Annotated in this window: 11 protein-coding genes; 5 read left to right on the top strand and 6 right to left on the bottom strand. The window is 74.0% G+C overall.

The window, feature by feature from the left end; all coding sequences use genetic code 11:
* Positions 1-221: 221 nt before the first annotated feature.
* On the bottom strand, positions 222-731 hold the full coding sequence (locus ACFWJ4_RS29890; RefSeq protein WP_380549245.1) for a GbsR/MarR family transcriptional regulator: 510 nt from the start codon (positions 729-731) through the stop codon (positions 222-224).
* A gap of 92 nt (positions 732-823) precedes the next feature.
* On the opposite strand from ACFWJ4_RS29890, the gene ACFWJ4_RS29885 reads away from it, so the two are divergent.
* Positions 824-1,750, top strand: coding sequence for an ABC transporter ATP-binding protein (locus ACFWJ4_RS29885; protein WP_380351368.1), 927 nt, complete (start codon positions 824-826; stop codon positions 1,748-1,750).
* Complete coding sequence (locus ACFWJ4_RS29880; RefSeq protein WP_380549242.1) at positions 1,747-3,405, top strand: ABC transporter permease; 1,659 nt, start codon at positions 1,747-1,749, stop codon at positions 3,403-3,405. Before ACFWJ4_RS29885 ends, ACFWJ4_RS29880 begins: the two co-directional genes overlap by 4 nt.
* A 93-nt stretch (positions 3,406-3,498) precedes the next feature.
* Here ACFWJ4_RS29880 and ACFWJ4_RS29875 read toward each other — a convergent pair whose 3' ends face one another.
* Complete coding sequence (locus ACFWJ4_RS29875) at positions 3,499-4,086, bottom strand: TerD family protein (RefSeq protein WP_359902675.1); 588 nt, start codon at positions 4,084-4,086, stop codon at positions 3,499-3,501.
* Positions 4,087-4,465: 379 nt separating this feature from the next.
* On the opposite strand from ACFWJ4_RS29875, the gene ACFWJ4_RS29870 reads away from it, so the two are divergent.
* On the top strand, positions 4,466-6,721 hold the full coding sequence (locus ACFWJ4_RS29870; RefSeq protein ID WP_380549239.1) for a hypothetical protein: 2,256 nt from the start codon (positions 4,466-4,468) through the stop codon (positions 6,719-6,721).
* Here ACFWJ4_RS29870 and ACFWJ4_RS29865 read toward each other — a convergent pair.
* Together ACFWJ4_RS29865 and ACFWJ4_RS29860 are read right to left on the bottom strand one after the other, a co-directional pair.
* Positions 6,718-7,818 carry a hypothetical protein gene (locus ACFWJ4_RS29865; RefSeq protein WP_380549237.1) on the bottom strand — a complete coding sequence of 367 codons (1,101 nt, stop codon included), beginning with the start codon at positions 7,816-7,818 and terminating at the stop codon, positions 6,718-6,720. The two genes, ACFWJ4_RS29870 and ACFWJ4_RS29865, sit on opposite strands and share 4 nt — an antisense overlap.
* 108 nt (positions 7,819-7,926) lie before the next feature.
* A complete protein-coding gene (locus ACFWJ4_RS29860) occupies positions 7,927-8,574 on the bottom strand; it encodes a class I SAM-dependent methyltransferase (protein ID WP_380549234.1) in 648 nt (215 codons plus the stop codon).
* 316 nt (positions 8,575-8,890) lie between these two features.
* Between ACFWJ4_RS29860 and ACFWJ4_RS29855 the strand changes: the two genes are divergently transcribed.
* Positions 8,891-11,245 carry a glycosyl hydrolase family 18 protein gene (locus tag ACFWJ4_RS29855; RefSeq protein ID WP_380549231.1) on the top strand — a complete coding sequence of 785 codons (2,355 nt, stop codon included), beginning with the start codon at positions 8,891-8,893 and terminating at the stop codon, positions 11,243-11,245.
* A 111-nt stretch (positions 11,246-11,356) separates the two neighbouring features.
* On the opposite strand, the gene yidD is transcribed toward ACFWJ4_RS29855, so the two are convergent.
* Positions 11,357-11,914: a membrane protein insertion efficiency factor YidD gene (gene yidD / locus ACFWJ4_RS29850; RefSeq protein WP_359902688.1), complete on the bottom strand. Its 558-nt coding sequence runs from the start codon at positions 11,912-11,914 to the stop codon at positions 11,357-11,359.
* Between the two features lie 135 nt (positions 11,915-12,049).
* Positions 12,050-12,817: a hypothetical protein gene (locus ACFWJ4_RS29845; protein ID WP_359902690.1), complete on the bottom strand. Its 768-nt coding sequence runs from the start codon at positions 12,815-12,817 to the stop codon at positions 12,050-12,052.
* 224 nt (positions 12,818-13,041) lie between these two features.
* On the opposite strand from ACFWJ4_RS29845, the gene ACFWJ4_RS29840 reads away from it, so the two are divergent.
* Positions 13,042-13,821: a hypothetical protein gene (locus tag ACFWJ4_RS29840; RefSeq protein WP_380549228.1), complete on the top strand. Its 780-nt coding sequence runs from the start codon at positions 13,042-13,044 to the stop codon at positions 13,819-13,821.
* The last annotated feature ends 779 nt before the right edge of the window (positions 13,822-14,600 follow it).

Raw genomic sequence — 14,600 nt, 5'->3', positions numbered from 1 at the left:
CCGGCTCGTCACGGGCGGCCCACGGTCCGTCCCGGGCGCCCCCGCCCGGGATTGACACGCCCTCCCGCCCCCGTCCCGCCCCACGGAGTCCAACACCGAGTAGCGCCGACCGACGGTCGGCAGCGGCTCCCCGGAGCGGGGGATCTCCACCGGGCCGGTGAGCACGGTCTTCCCGCCGCGGAACGCACCCCGTGCCGACGCTCCGCGTCCGGGCCGACCCGCTACCGCGTCCCGGCCGCGCGGTGCTCGCGCCAGCGGCCGAGCATCCCGTGCAGCTCGTCGATCATGAACTCGAAGAAGGCGGCGCTCTCCGCCAGCCGCTCCCCCGCCACGGTGCCGGCGCCGACGGTGGCCTCGCCGTCGCGCAGCACCCGGATCCAGCGCAGCATGATCTCGTCGCGCCGGGTCAGCGACTCGAACCAGACGTCGTTGAGCACCCGGTAGCGGTCCCGCCGGGAGCCGGGCTCGCGCTCCTTGGCGACCAGGCCGACCTGGATCAGGTAGCGCATCGCGCCGGACACGGCCGCCGGGCTGATCCGCAGCCGTTCGGAGAGTTCGGCGGAGGTGAGCACTCCGCTCTCCTCCGCCATCAGGCAGGAGAAGATCCGGGACGGCATCCGGCCCATGCCCGCGACCACCAGCTCCGCGGCGAAGCGCTCGACGAAGTCCGACAGCGCCTTGTCCTCGCGCTCCTCCTCGGGCTCCCCCGGCCCCTTCGTTCCCCGCGCCACCCTGAGCCCCTTTCCGGTGATCACTCGTCCCTGTCGAACTTTAACGCTTCTCAATATTCACGTTTTTCTGAAACTACGATAGCTTCACAACCATGACCAAGGCCATCACCCTGTCCGGCCTCCGCAAGACCTTCGGCCGGACCACCGCGCTGGACGGCCTCGACCTCACCGTCGAGACCGGCGAGGTCCACGGCTTCCTCGGGCCCAACGGATCCGGGAAGTCCACGACCATCCGCGTCCTGCTCGGCCTGCTGCGCGCCGACGGCGGCAGCGCCCGCATGCTCGGCAAGGACCCCTGGCACGACGCCGTCGAGCTGCACCGCCGCCTCGCCTACGTGCCCGGCGACGTCGAGCTCTGGCCCAACCTCACCGGCGGCGAGGCCATCGACCTGCTCTCCCGGCTGCGCGGCCGGCTCGACCGCCGCCGCCGCGACGAGCTGATCGAGCGCTTCGCCCTCGACCCGACCAAGAAGGGCCGCAGCTACTCCAAGGGCAACCGGCAGAAGGTCGCCATCGTCGCCGCGCTCGCCTCCGACGCCGAGCTGCTGCTGCTCGACGAGCCGACCTCCGGCCTCGACCCGCTGATGGAGGTGGTCTTCCAGGACGTCGTGCGCCGGGCCAAGGAGGACGGCCGCACCGTCCTGCTCTCCAGCCACATCCTGGACGAGGTGGAGAAGCTGGGCGACCGGGTCAGCATCGTCCGGCACGGCCGGGTCGTGCAGAGCGGCTCCCTCGACGAGCTGCGCCACCTCACCCGCACCACCGTCGAGGCCCGGACCCTGCGCCCGGTCCCGGGACTGGAGGCGCTGACCGGCGTGCACGGCCTGCACACCGAGGGCGACCGGGTCCGGTTCGCCGTGGACGGCGCCCAACTCGACGCCGCCGTACGGCTCCTGAGCGCGGCCGGACTGCGCGGCCTGCTCAGCCACCCGCCCACGCTGGAGGAGCTCATGCTGCGCCACTACGGCGACGAGCCGGCCGCCGACGGGCACCGCGCCGACGGCGAGGCCCTGCGATGACCGCCACCGCCGCCGAACCGGCCACCGACCGCGCCGCCGCCCCTCGCCGCACGGCGACCCGCACCACCCTGGCCGGCACCACCGCGCTGCTCCGCTTCGCCCTGCGCCGCGACCGGCTGCGGCTGTCCGCGTGGGTGCTCGGCCTCTGGCTGGTCACCCTGTCCACCGCCAACAGCGTCCACACCCTCTACCCGACCGCCGCCGACCGCGCCTCCATCGCCCACGGCTCGGACAACCCGGCGATGCTCGCGATGAGCGGACCGGCCCACTACCTGGCCGACTACACCTGGGGCGCCATGCTCGGCCACCGGATGCTCGGTCTGCTGGCCGTCCTGGCCGGGCTGCTGAGCGTCCTCACCGTCACCCGGCACACCCGGGCCGAGGAGGAGAGCGGCCGCGCCGAACTGCTCCGCTCGGCCGCCGTCGGCCGGCACGCCCCGCTCGCCGCCGCCCTGGCCACCGCCGCCGTCGCCGACCTCGCGCTCGGCCTGCTGCTCGCGGCCGGCCTGCCCGCGCTGGGCGTCCCCGGCCTCACCGCCGGCGGATCGGCGCTGTACGGCGCCGCGACCGCCCTCGCCGGGCTGCTGTTCGCCGCGGTGGCCGCCGTCACCGTCCAGCTCGGTGCGCACGCCCGGACCGCCTCCGGGCTCGCCCTCGCCGTGCTCGGCGGCGCGTACGCGCTGCGCGCGGCCGGGGACGCCGGCTCGGGCGCGCTCTCCTGGGCCTCCCCGATCGGCTGGCTGCAGCGCAGCTACCCCTTCGTGGACGACCGCTGGTGGCCGCTGCTGCCCGCGCTCGCCCTGGCCGCCGCGACCGCCGCCGCCGGGTTCGCGCTCAGCAGCCGCCGCGACCACGGCGCCGGCCTGCGCGCCGCCCGTCCCGGCCCGGCCACCGGCGGCCCGGCCCTGGGCACCCCGTTCGGCCTGGCGCTGCGCCTGCACCGCGGTCTGTTCGGCGGCTTCGCGGCCGCCCTGCTGCTGGTCGGCGCGATGTACGGCTCGCTGCTCGGCGAAGCCGACTCGATGCTGGGGGACGTCGACCGGATCCGAGAGGCGCTGGAGCGGCTCGGCGGACACACCCTCGCCGACTCCTACGCCGCGCTGACCATGCTGGTGGTCGCCGTGCTCGGCGGCGTCCACGCGGTGCTGGCCACGCTGCGCCCGCGTGCCGAGGAGAGCGCCGGACGGGCGGTGCCGGTGCTGGCCACCGGCGTGTCACGGTCGGCCTGGCTGGGCGGGCACCTGGCGGCGGCCCTGCTGGGCTCCACCGCCGTCCTGCTGGCGGCGGGCGTGGGCTTCGGCCTGGCCGGGGCGCTGTCCAGCGGCGACGGGGGCGCGTTCCTGCGGCTGACCGGCGCGGCACTGGCCTTCGCGCCCGCCCAGTGGGTGACGGTGGGTTTCGCCGCCGCGGTGTACGGCTGGCTGCCCCGGGCCGCGCCACTGGCCTGGCTGGTGCCCGGCTACGCCTTCGTGATCGGCTACCTGGGCCCGCTGCTCGACCTCCCCGCGGGCCTGGAGCGGCTCTCCCCGTACGGCCGGGTGCCCCGGCTCCCGGCGGCCGCGATGGACTGGACGCCGCTCGCCGTGCTCACCCTGGTCGCGGCCGCCCTGATCGCCCTGGCCCTGGCCGGGTTCCGGCGCCGCGACATCGACTGACGCCGGGGCGCCGGGGCTCGGGGCTCCGGCCCGACAGGGCGTCAGGACGCCGGAACGCCGGAACGCCGGGGAGCCGGAACCCTCCACGGGCGATCAGAGGTGCTTGACCAGCTCCGGCATCAGGTCCTGGAAGGTCCGCCCACTGGCCGGCTGGCCGATCGCGGCCATCTGCCAGCCGGTCTCCGTGCGCTGCACCTTGGCCATGATCTGCGCGGTGTACGGGCCGCCGCCGGTGAGCGTGTAGCGCGCCAGCTCGACGCCGGTGGTCTCGTCCACGAGCCGGCAGAACGCCGCCTCGACCTCCTGGAAGGTCTGCCCGGTGAAGGAGTTGACGGTGAAGACGATCTGGTCGACCTCGGCGGAGACGGTGGTCAGGTTGACCGTGATCGACTCGTCGTCGGTCGCGTCGCCCGCGCCGCCGACCAGGTTGTCCCCGCTGTGCCGGACCGAACCGTCGTTGCTGTTGAGGTGTTGGAAGAACACCACGTCCACCGGTCGCCCCTGGGCGAACAGCACCGCCGAGGCGTCCAGGTCGATCTCCCGGCCGGCGGCGAGCAGCTTGGCGAGGAAGCCCTTGCGCTCCGCCGCCTTCCAGCCGAGGCCCATCCGGACCAGGCTCAGCTGCCCACCCCCCGGCTTCTCCAGGCTGATCTTCTGCCCCTTGGCCAGCGAAACGCTCATCGCGTCCTCCTCCGTTCTGCCACCGTCCGTGCCGCGAATCTACAGCACTGTAGAGAATTTATGATCATCGACGGCGCCCTGCGAGCACCTGTACCCCGTACTCCCCCGGACCTCACCCCGACAACGGTCCGCACACTGAGGGAACCGGCGGTCCGACGTCTGGCGTAACCGTGGACCGCGACCGGACGGCCGGGGCGGCACACGGTCTAGGGTCGGCCCCGGGACGGCGCCCGGCAGCACCGACGCGCCGTCCACGCGCCGATCGCGGTGCCCACGCCTCACCGTGCCCACGACGGAGAAGTACCCACGACTCGCAGTGCTCACGACCGTTCCCGGGCCGTGCCGAAGCGCGCCGCCCGCTCTCGCTGGGGGGACCACCATGCCCGAGCAGCACGAAGGAACCGAACGGCACGACGGAACCGAACAGCACGCAGCACCGCAGCGACCGGAGGGATCCCGCCTCGGCCGGCGCCGGCTGCTCCGGGCCGGCCTCGGCGCCGGCGGCGCGCTGGCCACCGTCCGGCTGCTGCCCGGCGGCACGGCCTGGGCCGCCCCGGCACGGGACCACGAATTCGGCACGGCGCAGTACGACGGCCTCTGGCCGTCCTCCCACGCCGGGCTGCGCGCCGGAGCCGCCGCACAGACCTGGCCGGACTGGGCCCGCTACGCCCGCATCGCCGACGGCACCTTCAACGAGCCCGCCGACATGCAGAGCGCCGTGGACGCCCTCAAGGCGCAGGAGGTCAGCGTCATCGAGCTGGACACCCTGCTCTCCGACTGGCTCACAGACGCCCAGTTCGCCGCCCACATGGCCGAGGTGAAGCAGTTCACCGGCCTGGCCCACGCGGCCGGCCTCAAGGTCGTCATGTACTACCCGTCGCTGGAGCTGATCTCCCCCGGCGGGGAGAAGGGCCGCTCCTTCTACAAGAACGACCAGGGCAAGAACTGGGTCCAGCGCGACCTCGCCGGCAAGCCCAACGTGTTCTACGGCAGCGTGGTGGTCTGGGTCGACCCGGGCGACGAGAGCGTCTGGCTCAGCCCCAACTCGCCCTGGCGGGACTACTACCTCAAGCGGATCAAGGGCGTGGCCGCGACCGGCGTGGACGGCATCTGGCCGGACGTCCCGATCTACTTCGACGGTGTGCTCTCCTGGTGCGACGCCTCCACCTGGGGCGCGGCCGCGTTCAAGGCCGACACCGGCCTCGCCCTGCCCAAGGCCGCGAACTTCGCCGACCCGGTCTTCCGCCGCTACGTCGAGTGGCGCCACCGCAACCTGCTCCGGTTCCAGCTGGACATCGCCGACGCCGGCCGCTCGGTCAACCCCGACCTGGTCACCTTCGTCGAGACCGTGTCGATGGACTACCGCTACGCCACCTCGATCGGCCTGGACGGCGGCTACCTGCGCCAGGCCCCCGGCGCCGTCAGCCAGGTCTGGGAGGTGGACATCCTCGGCAACTACGACGGCATGCGGCACGCCACCGCCGCCGACTGGGTCTGCCTGATCTCCATGTACAAGTACGCCCGCGCCGCCAGCGGCACCAAGCCGGCCTGGGCGTTCTCCTACGGCTGGCAGGCCGACGACGCCTCGCTGGTGATGTCCCAGCTGATCGCGGCCGGCTGCAACCCGTACGAGGTGAAGACCCCGTTCAAGAACGACACCGTGGACGCCGCGATGCGCACCCGGATGTACCGCTTCGTGCGCACCAACCAGACCAGGCTCTACGACCCGGTGTCGATCGCGCGGGTCGGCGTCTACCACTCCGCGCCGTCCCGAGACTACGTGTCCCCCGGCGAGGGCAACGGGATGTACGTCAACGCCACGGCCCCGGCCGGGATCGCCGACTGGTGGGGCGGCGACGACCCGGAGATGAGCTGCGCCTCGCTGCCCTGGCTCGGTGAGTTCCGGGGCACCGTCAAGGCGCTGGTCTACGCCCACGTCCCGTTCGACACGGTGCCCAGTCCCGGCCTGACCGCCGACGACCTGGCCCGGTTCAAGGTCCTGCTGCTGCCCAACCTCCAGGCGGTCTCGGACGCCGAGGCGGCACTGCTGCGCGGCTTCGTCGCGGCCGGCGGGACGATCGTGATCACCGGCCCGGCACCCACCGCGCTCGACGAACTTGGCGGACAGCGGAGCGAGTTCGCGCTCTCCGACGTGCTCGGCCTGCGCAGGGCCGACCCGTTGCCCGCCACCAGGCAGAACTCCTACGGCAGCGGCAGCTGTTGGTACGTCAAGGCGCTGCCCGGGCTGAACTACCTCACCCGGACCGACCAGGCCTCGGCCGACCAACTGCTCACCGCCGTCCGCCAGTCCGCCCCGCCGGAGGTCACCCTCGCCGGGGACCGCCGGATCTTCCTGGACGCCCGACGGCTCGGCACCGACACCGTCGTCCACCTGGTGAACTTCACCAACTTCGGCGACACCCCGGCGGCGTTCCGCAGCGCGCCCGCCAACTGCACGCTCTCCTGGGCCCTCCCGGCCGGGGCGAGCGTCTCCGCCGTCACCGTCGCGAGTCCGGACGGCACCGACCCGGCGCCCAAGGCCGTCCCGTACACCGTCACCGGTGGGACGGTCAGCGTGCCGCTGACCGTCGCGCAGTACTCGGTGGTGACGATCACCGTCGGCCAGGCCCTTTAGCGAAGGCCGGGCGCCGGGATGCGCCAGAGGGCGGCGGGGCCGGCCTCGCCGCCCGGGGCGGACTCGAAGGCGATCCACCGCCCGTCCGGGGACCAGCTCGGCGCGCCGTCGTAGGCGCCGTCGTCGCCGGTCACCCGGACGGGAGTGCCGCCGGCCGCCTCCAGCACGAAGACCTGGGCGTTCGGCAGGTCGCCCAGGGTGGAGGAGAAGACCAGGTAGCGGCCGTCCGGGGACCAGCTCGGGTCGGTGTGCTCGCCCGGCGCCCCGGTGACCCGCCGCAGTCCGCCGCCGTCCGGGTCCACCGTCCACAGCGACCAGTCCTCGCGGCCCGCGCTCCGCCGCTGGAAGACGATCCGGTCGCCCGTCGGGGACCAGTTCGGCTGCCGGTTGTCGGTGCCGGTGCCCCGGCCGTCCACCAGCAGGACGGGAGCGCCGCCGCCGCGGCGAACCTTCCAGAGCGAGTCCTGTTGTTCGGCCGCGTCGCCCGGCAGGGCGGCGTGCTCCGGCTCCCGGCTCTGCTGGAAGACGATCCACTCGCCGTCCGGGGAGAAACTCGGCTCGCTGTAGCCGCTGCCGTCGGCGTGCCCGGTCACCCGCTCGGGGGCGCCGCCCGGCCGCATCAGCCAGATCTCGTCGTGCTCGGACTCCCGGTCGGTGGCGAAGGCGAAGGCGTCGGCGGCCGCGTTCCAGCTGGCGCCCGGGAGGTTGACGGCCGCCCGGTCGGGGTCCGCCACCACCGTGCGCGGGGCGCCGCCGTCCAGCGACAGGACGCCGAGGGCGGCGGCGCCCTTGTTGTAGCCCCCGCTGAACTCGGTCAGCAGGACGGAGCGGCCGTCCGGGGAGAAGGCCGGGTTCTGCGCGCTGCGGCCGCCCCCGGCGCGGTAGAGCAGCTGGGCGCCGTCGGCGCGACGCTCGACACCGGCCGGGGGCGCACTGTCCGAGGGCACGGTGGCCGAGGGCGGGCCGGTCGGCGACACGCCGGCCGGCCCGGGCCCCGGCCGCTCCTCGTCGGAGGAGCCGGAGCCCGGACCCGCACCACCGCAACCGGCCAGCAGCAGCGCGGCGACCACGGCCGCCGGAAGCACGCGAATCCTCATGACTCACACGCTAGTTGACGTCTCGTCAGCCGTCGTACGCCGCCGGGCGGACCGGGCTCCGCCGGACGGCAGGTGCCACCGGCCTCCCCGAGGGCCGACAGCCGGGAGTCACCCGGCGCCGCGCTCCAGCCGCACCAGCGCGTCCACCGCGACCCGTCCGCCCACGCCGGCCTCACCGCCCTTGTGCCCGGGCTCGCCGCCGACCGTACGGTGCACCCGCTCGGCCCGGACGGGGCGCAGCCCGCGGTCGGCGAGGTCGGCCAGGACGTCCTCGGGGGTGAAGAGCACGGCCGGGTCCTGCGGGCCGCCGACGCCCTCGGTGAGGTTGCTCAGGTCGTGCCCGATGACGAGCAGGGTGCCGCCGGGGGCGAGCGCGTCGGCGGCGCGGCGCAGCGCGGCCCGGCGGCCCGAGGCCGGGATCTGGAGGTAGGCGACCAGGACGAGGTCGTAGCCGACGGCGGGGGCCTCGAAGGCACGGGCGTCGCCGTGGCGCCAGGTGAGCCGGTCGGCGACCTCGTCGGGCAGGTCGGCGGTGAGCCGTTCGGCGCGCTCCAGGGCGACGGCGGAGAAGTCCAGTCCGGTGACCTCCCAGCCCTGGGCGGCCAGCCAGATGGCGTTGCGGCCCTCTCCGGCGGCGAGGTCGAGGGCGTGGCCGGGGGTGCGGCCGGTCAGTTCACGGACCACCCACTGGTTGGGCGCCGCGCCCCACACCAGCTCGCTCGCGGCGTAGCGGTCGTCCCAGTCCTGGCTGTCCATCGCGCCTCCTGCGTTCGACGGGCCTGCTCGTACCGGCCAACCTACCGGGCCCGCGCCACCCCGGCCGCCGCTGTCCGGGGCCGCCGCTGCCGGGGCCGGAGGCGGTCCAGCGGGCGGACACCCTTGACGGCGAATATTGGTCCAGTCCAATCTGTTCAGTCGTGACGTGCACGGGCCGGCAGCCCGTCGTGTCCGCGCACCGCTCGTCAGCACGTGTCACCAGCCCGCGCGCCCCCACCGCGCCCGGGCCGGCTCCCCTCGGCCCGTCCGGGCCACCGCACCGCCGGAACCCCCACACATCCGGAGGACCCACCGCATGCACGATCGCGTCATGCCCGCACGGCCCGCCAACCCCGCCGGGGAGCGTGCCGGCCGCCGGGCCGCCCAGCGCAGACGGGCCACCGCGCTGGCCCTGGCCGCCACCCTGACCACCAGCGGCGCCGCCATCGCCCTGACCTTCGGCTCCGCCTCGGCCGCCCCGGTCAACCTGCTGGCCAACGGCGACTTCGAGACCGGCACCCTGGCCGGCTGGACCTGCTCCAACGGGTCCGTCGTCACCACCCCGGTGCACGGCGGGAGCCGCGCGCTCAGCGGCGCCGCCTCGGCCGCCGACACCGCGCAGTGCCAGCAGACCGTCGCCGTCCAGCCGAACACCACGTACACCCTGGCCGGCTGGGTCCAGGGCAGCTACGTCTACCTGGGCGCCACCGGTACCGGCGTCAACTCCTCGGTCTGGACGCCGGGCGGGACCGGCTGGAACCAGCTGAGCACCACCTTCACCACCGGTGCCACCACGACCTCCGTCACGGTCTTCACCCACGGCTGGTACGGCACCGGCACGTACTACGCGGACGACCTCACCCTGACCGGCCCGGCCGGGCCCACCGCGACCGCCAGCCCCACGGCCACCGCGAGTCCGACCGCCACGGCCAGCCCGACCGCGAGTCCCACGGCGACCGGCAGCCCGACCGCCACCGGCAGCCCGACGGCGACCAACAGCCCGACCGGCACCCCCACGACCGCCACCCCGACCCCGACGGCCACCGCGAGCGGCCCGGCCGGGGACGGCAAGGTCACCACCCCGACCGGCTTCGCGGTCACCAGGACGACGTCCAACGCGGTGGTGCTCACCTGGCAGCCCTCCACCCTCACCAGCGGTGACGGCGCCGTCGCCTACAAGGTGTGGTCCAACGGCCAGCTCGTCGCCACCTCGATGGGCACCTCCGTCGCGGTCAGCTCGCTGCTGCCGGGCAAGAGCTACACCTTCAGCGTCCAGGGCTACTCCGGCAGCCACGCCTCCGCCCAGTCCGCCCCGGTGAGCACCACGACCGCGGCCGCCCCGGCCCAGCAGCCGGTCCGCTCGGCCTACTTCGACCAGTGGGGCGTCTACGAGAACGCGTACAACGCGAAGAACGTCGACACCAGCGGCGCGGCGGCCAAGCTGGACGTCGTCCACTACGCGTTCGCCAACATCGACCCGACGAAGTTCACCTGCTTCCAGGCGGTGAAGGCCTCCGACTCGGCCAACGAGTCCAACCCGAACGCCGGTGACGGCGCGGGCGACGCCTACGCCGACTACCAGGCCGACTACGGCGCCGGCACCAGTGTGGACGGCAGCAGCGACACCTGGGAGCAGCCGCTCAAGGGCAACTTCAACCAGCTCCGGCAGCTGAAGGCCAAGTACCCGAACCTGCGCTTCACCATCTCGATCGGCGGCTGGACGTACTCCAAGTACTTCTCCGACGCGGCGGCCACCGACTCCTCCCGCAAGGCCTTCGTCTCCTCCTGCGTCGACATGTTCCTCAAGGGGAACCTGCCGACCGGCGTGGCCGGTGACGCCTCCGGCGGGCCGGCCTCGGCGGCGGGCCTCTTCGACGGCGTCGACCTCGACTGGGAGTACCCGGGCTCGGCCGGCGGCCACACCGGCAACCACTACTCCGCGGCCGACAAGCAGAACTACACCCTGCTGCTCAAGGAGTTCCGCACCCAGCTGGACGCCCTCGGCGCCGCCCAGGGCAAGCGGTACCTGCTGACCGCCGCGCTGCCCAGCGGCCAGGACAAGGTCGCCCAGCTGGAGACCGACAAGATCGGCGCCTACCTGGACTACGCCGACGTGATGTCCTACGACATGCACGGCGCGTGGGACGCCACGGGCCCGACCAACCACCAGGACCCGCTGCACGACAGCCCGGCCGACCCGACCACGCCGATCACCCCGGGCACCCGCAAGTACAACGTGGACACCACGATCGCCGCGTACACCACCGGCCTGCCCGAGTACGGCATCCCCGGCGGCTTCCCGGCGAACAAGATCGTGCTGGGCATCCCGTTCTACTGGCGCGGCTGGACCGGTGTCCCGGCCGGCTCCAACTACGGCCTGTACCAGAGCGCGACCGGCCCGACGGCGAAGAAGCCGCTGAGCCAGGAGGCCGGCCTGGCCGCCTGGAAGGAGCTCAACCCGACCGCGGCGCAGACCCACTGGGACCCGGTCACCGAGAGCAGCTGGGTCTACGACGGCACCAACTTCTGGACCGGCGACACTCCGCAGGCCGTCCAGGCGCGCGGGGCCTACGCCAAGAGCAAGGGCCTGGGCGGGCTGTTCGCCTTCTCCCTGGAGAACGACGACGCCTCCGGCACGATGCTCAACTCGATGGACAGCAGCCTCCGCTGACGGCCCGTCGGCCATGAGCGCATGAGTGCGTGAGCGGCGGCCCGCGCGGAAAATCCGCGCGGGCCGTCCGTGCCTCCGTGCTGCCTCGACCGCCCGAGAGTCGGCGCGGGTTCAGCGCGGCGGCACCGGGTCCGTCCCGCCGGCGCCCGGGCGGCAGCGCAGCAGCCGTCCGGCCGTCAGCCGGGCCCCGCGCAGCGCGCCGTGCCGGTGCAGTGCCTGCACCGCGTAGGTCGAGCAGGACGGCGTGTACGGGCAGCAGGCCGGACGCCGGGGGCTGACCTCGGTGCGGTAGTGGCGCACCGCGCCGTACAGCACGCCGGCCGCGAACCCGCGCGGTGCGGGGGCCGACGGGTCGGCCGTCCGGCGTCCGCGCGCGCCGGTGAGGGCGAACCGGACGCCGGAGACCATCATCACGGGGATGAGGGCGATCAGGCAGGGGTCGGCGATCTCGCAGCAGCCGTCGAGGCAGCAGTCCGTACCCTCGTCCCGGAGGTGCTTGCGCCGCCGGGCCTTGGCCTCGTCCTCCGGGCGGTAGCGCTTCCGGTACTCCTCCCACATCCGGCGCTGCTTCTTCCGCCGGAGCCGTTCCGAGGCGGGCAGCCACAACCAGGCGCGCTCCGGGCGGGCCGGCGGGTAGTGGGCGCCGAGATCCGGCGTCGGGTCGGACACTGCTGAGGATCCCCTTGTTCCTTCCGCCGGGGCCGGCCCCCGACGATCCGGGCCAGATTATCCGAAGATCACCTGGCCGGATCCCGGGCGGAGGCCGAGCCGACACCGGGCCGACACCGAGCGGATTCCGCCCGCTCAGCCGCCGAGGTTGAGCGAGGGGAAGAGGTCCTCGAACGGCTGGGTGGTCACCGACACGCTCCGGGAGAACGGATTGTCGAAGTCCCAGATCATGAACAGCAGGAAGGCGATCAGCACGCTGAAGCAGAGCGCCAGGGTCAACTCCCGCGGCGTGCGCCGGATCTGCAGCGCGAACAGCATGCCGACGGTCACCACCGCACCACCGATCAGACCGAGCCAGACCACCCCGGGCATCGTCGGCCCGGCGTTCTGCCCGCGCGAATTGCGGGCCTCCGATGCCTCGCTGACCCGGTCCATGATCGGCTGGTAGGACTGCGACTCCAGGTCGGAGGCGGGCGCCCGGGTGGCGACGTCGTTCTGGAGCTTCTGGAGCAACTGGTCGCCCTTCTCGGTGATCGCCCCGTTCTCCTTCATGTAGTCCCACTCGGTGTTCACGACGTAAGAGACGTAGGCGTCCACGTCGGCCCGGACCTGGTCCCGGAACTCCACCGGGTAGATCACCGCGCGGTCGCTCACCTCGCGCAGCGACTGCGCCTCGCGGAACAGGTCGTCCTGTGCGGCGCCGCGCGCCTCCCAGACACCCGCGATGGCGAGACCGAGGACGATCGCGTAGACCACCCCGATCATCATCGTGATGTACTCGATGACGTCCGGGGTCTCGTCGGTGCTCTCCTCGATCGGTCGGCGCTGCCTGAGCACCACCACCGCCACGACGACGGCACAGGCCGACGCCATGGCGATGATCAACGCCACCCACTCGGACATGGGAACTCCCTTCTCTGGCTTGGCTTGTGACGGAAAGGAAAAGGTTCAGGGGGACGGCCTCGGGCCGACCGGGACCGGGGCGGGGCCGCAGGGGCGGGGCCGCCGCCGACCGGAAACCGGTCGACGGACCGCCGGGAAACGGTCAGGACGAACCCGAGCGGCCACCGCGTCCTCGGCCACCGCGACCCGGCCGCAGGGCAGCCGCCGCGATCACGGCGGGGACCATGATCATCAGCATCGTGGTGGTCATCGAGATGCCCTGGTGGCGCCGGACCATGGGCGCGGGCTTCGTCGCCGGGGCGTGGAACACCGGTCGCGCCGACGGGGTCGGCCACAGCGGACTCGGACGCACCGCGCTCGGCGAGGCCGCGGGGCTGGGCGCGGCCGGGCTCGGGGCCGCCGGCACGGGGTCCCCGGGGGCCGGAACGGGCACAGCGGGCGCGGGGGCGGGCGGAGCCGGCGCCGGGGCGGGTGGCGGCGCGGGGACCGACGGCGGTGCGGGGGCCGACGACGCCGGGGGCGCGGGTGACGCGGGCGCCGGAGTGGGGGCCGGAGTCGGACCGGGCGACGACGGGGTCGGCGTGGGCACGGTCGGTGACGGCGTGGGGGCCGGACTCGGGCTGGGCGTCGAACTCGGGCTCGGAGTCGCACTCGGGCTGGGCGTCGCACTCGGGCTCGGAGTCGCACTCGGGCTCGGAGTCGCACTCGGGCTCGGAGTCGCACTCGGGCTCGGGCTCGGGCTCGGCGACGGACTCGGGCTCGGCGACGGCGTAGGAGTCGGGGTCGGCGTAGGGCTCGGCGACAGCGTGGGAGTGGGCGACGGCGTCGGGGTGGGTGTCGGCGTCGGCGTCGGCGTACCAGTCGGCGTGGGGGTTGGGGTTGGGGTGGGCGTGGGGGTGGGGGTGGGGGTGGGCGTACGCGTCAGCGTGGCTGTCGGGGTCGGCGTACGAGTCGGTGTGGGGGTGGGGGTGGACGTCGGGCTGGGGCAGGGATGCGGGTGGTGATGGTGGTGGTGCCAGCCGTGGTCCCCCCACCAGTCGTCGTCGTGGTCGTCACCGCCGTGCCCCGGCCCGACCTGCCCGGGCTCGACCTGCCCCTCGACCGGCCGCCCGGGCTCGCTGCGCAACCCCGTCGGGCGCGGGGGCGAGGAGAAGGGCGTCGACGGGAAGGGCATCGAGGGGGTGGGAAGCGCGGTCGTGGGCGGCAGGGAGAAGGGCGGCGCGGTGGGCTTCGAAGTCGGCTTCGGGCTGGGCTTCGAGGTGGGCTTCGAGGTGGGCTTGGGGCCGGGTTTGGACGGGTGGCAGGGGTGGTGCCCGTGGGGCGGCTTGGGCCCGTGGTGCCCCGGACCACCGGCGCCCGGCGCGACGCCGACTCCGACCTGGACGTCCACGTCCACGCCGACGGTCACCTGCCCGCCCGGCCGTACCGACAGCGACACGTCGGTCTCGTCGCACACGCAGACGTCCACCGCCGGACCGCGCGGGGGCCGGCCGGACTGCCCCGCGCCGGAGGCTGTCGCTCCGCCGACCAGCGCGCAGACCGCGACCACGCAGGCGGCCGCGCCGATCAGCCGCACCCGTCGCCCGGGCGCCGCGCCCCCACCGCCGCCGGGCGGTATCCGGCGGATCTGCCGACGCTGGGGCATGGGCTCCACACACCTCTCGGGTCGTCCGGGGAAGGACGGAACGGCTCGGGCCGACCGACCTCAGGGGAATGGGCGGAACGGTCAAGACGGGGAGAAAGATCAGATACGGTCGCATTCCTGACGGATATTCCATCGGGT

The sequence above is a fragment of the Kitasatospora sp. NPDC127067 genome (assembly GCF_042724755.1).
In the GTDB taxonomy this organism is placed as follows: Bacteria; Actinomycetota; Actinomycetes; order Streptomycetales; family Streptomycetaceae; genus Kitasatospora; species Kitasatospora lactacystinica.
Note: the sequence above shows the minus strand (reverse complement) of the source record. Positions and strands in the feature narration are given on the sequence as shown.

Excerpts from the sequence above, each read along its gene's own strand:
- ACFWJ4_RS29870 (WP_380549239.1), top strand. The coding sequence starts at position 4,466 with ATGCCCGAGCAGCACGAAGGAACCGAACGGCACGACGGAACCGAACAG.
- ACFWJ4_RS29875 (WP_359902675.1), bottom strand. The coding sequence starts at position 4,086 with ATGAGCGTTTCGCTGGCCAAGGGGCAGAAGATCAGCCTGGAGAAGCCG.
- ACFWJ4_RS29855 (WP_380549231.1), top strand. The coding sequence starts at position 8,891 with ATGCACGATCGCGTCATGCCCGCACGGCCCGCCAACCCCGCCGGGGAG.
- ACFWJ4_RS29840 (WP_380549228.1), top strand. The coding sequence starts at position 13,042 with ATGATCATCAGCATCGTGGTGGTCATCGAGATGCCCTGGTGGCGCCGG.
- ACFWJ4_RS29880 (WP_380549242.1), top strand. The coding sequence starts at position 1,747 with ATGACCGCCACCGCCGCCGAACCGGCCACCGACCGCGCCGCCGCCCCT.
- ACFWJ4_RS29860 (WP_380549234.1), bottom strand. The coding sequence starts at position 8,574 with ATGGACAGCCAGGACTGGGACGACCGCTACGCCGCGAGCGAGCTGGTG.
- ACFWJ4_RS29845 (WP_359902690.1), bottom strand. The coding sequence starts at position 12,817 with ATGTCCGAGTGGGTGGCGTTGATCATCGCCATGGCGTCGGCCTGTGCC.
- ACFWJ4_RS29885 (WP_380351368.1), top strand. The coding sequence starts at position 824 with ATGACCAAGGCCATCACCCTGTCCGGCCTCCGCAAGACCTTCGGCCGG.
- ACFWJ4_RS29865 (WP_380549237.1), bottom strand. The coding sequence starts at position 7,818 with ATGAGGATTCGCGTGCTTCCGGCGGCCGTGGTCGCCGCGCTGCTGCTG.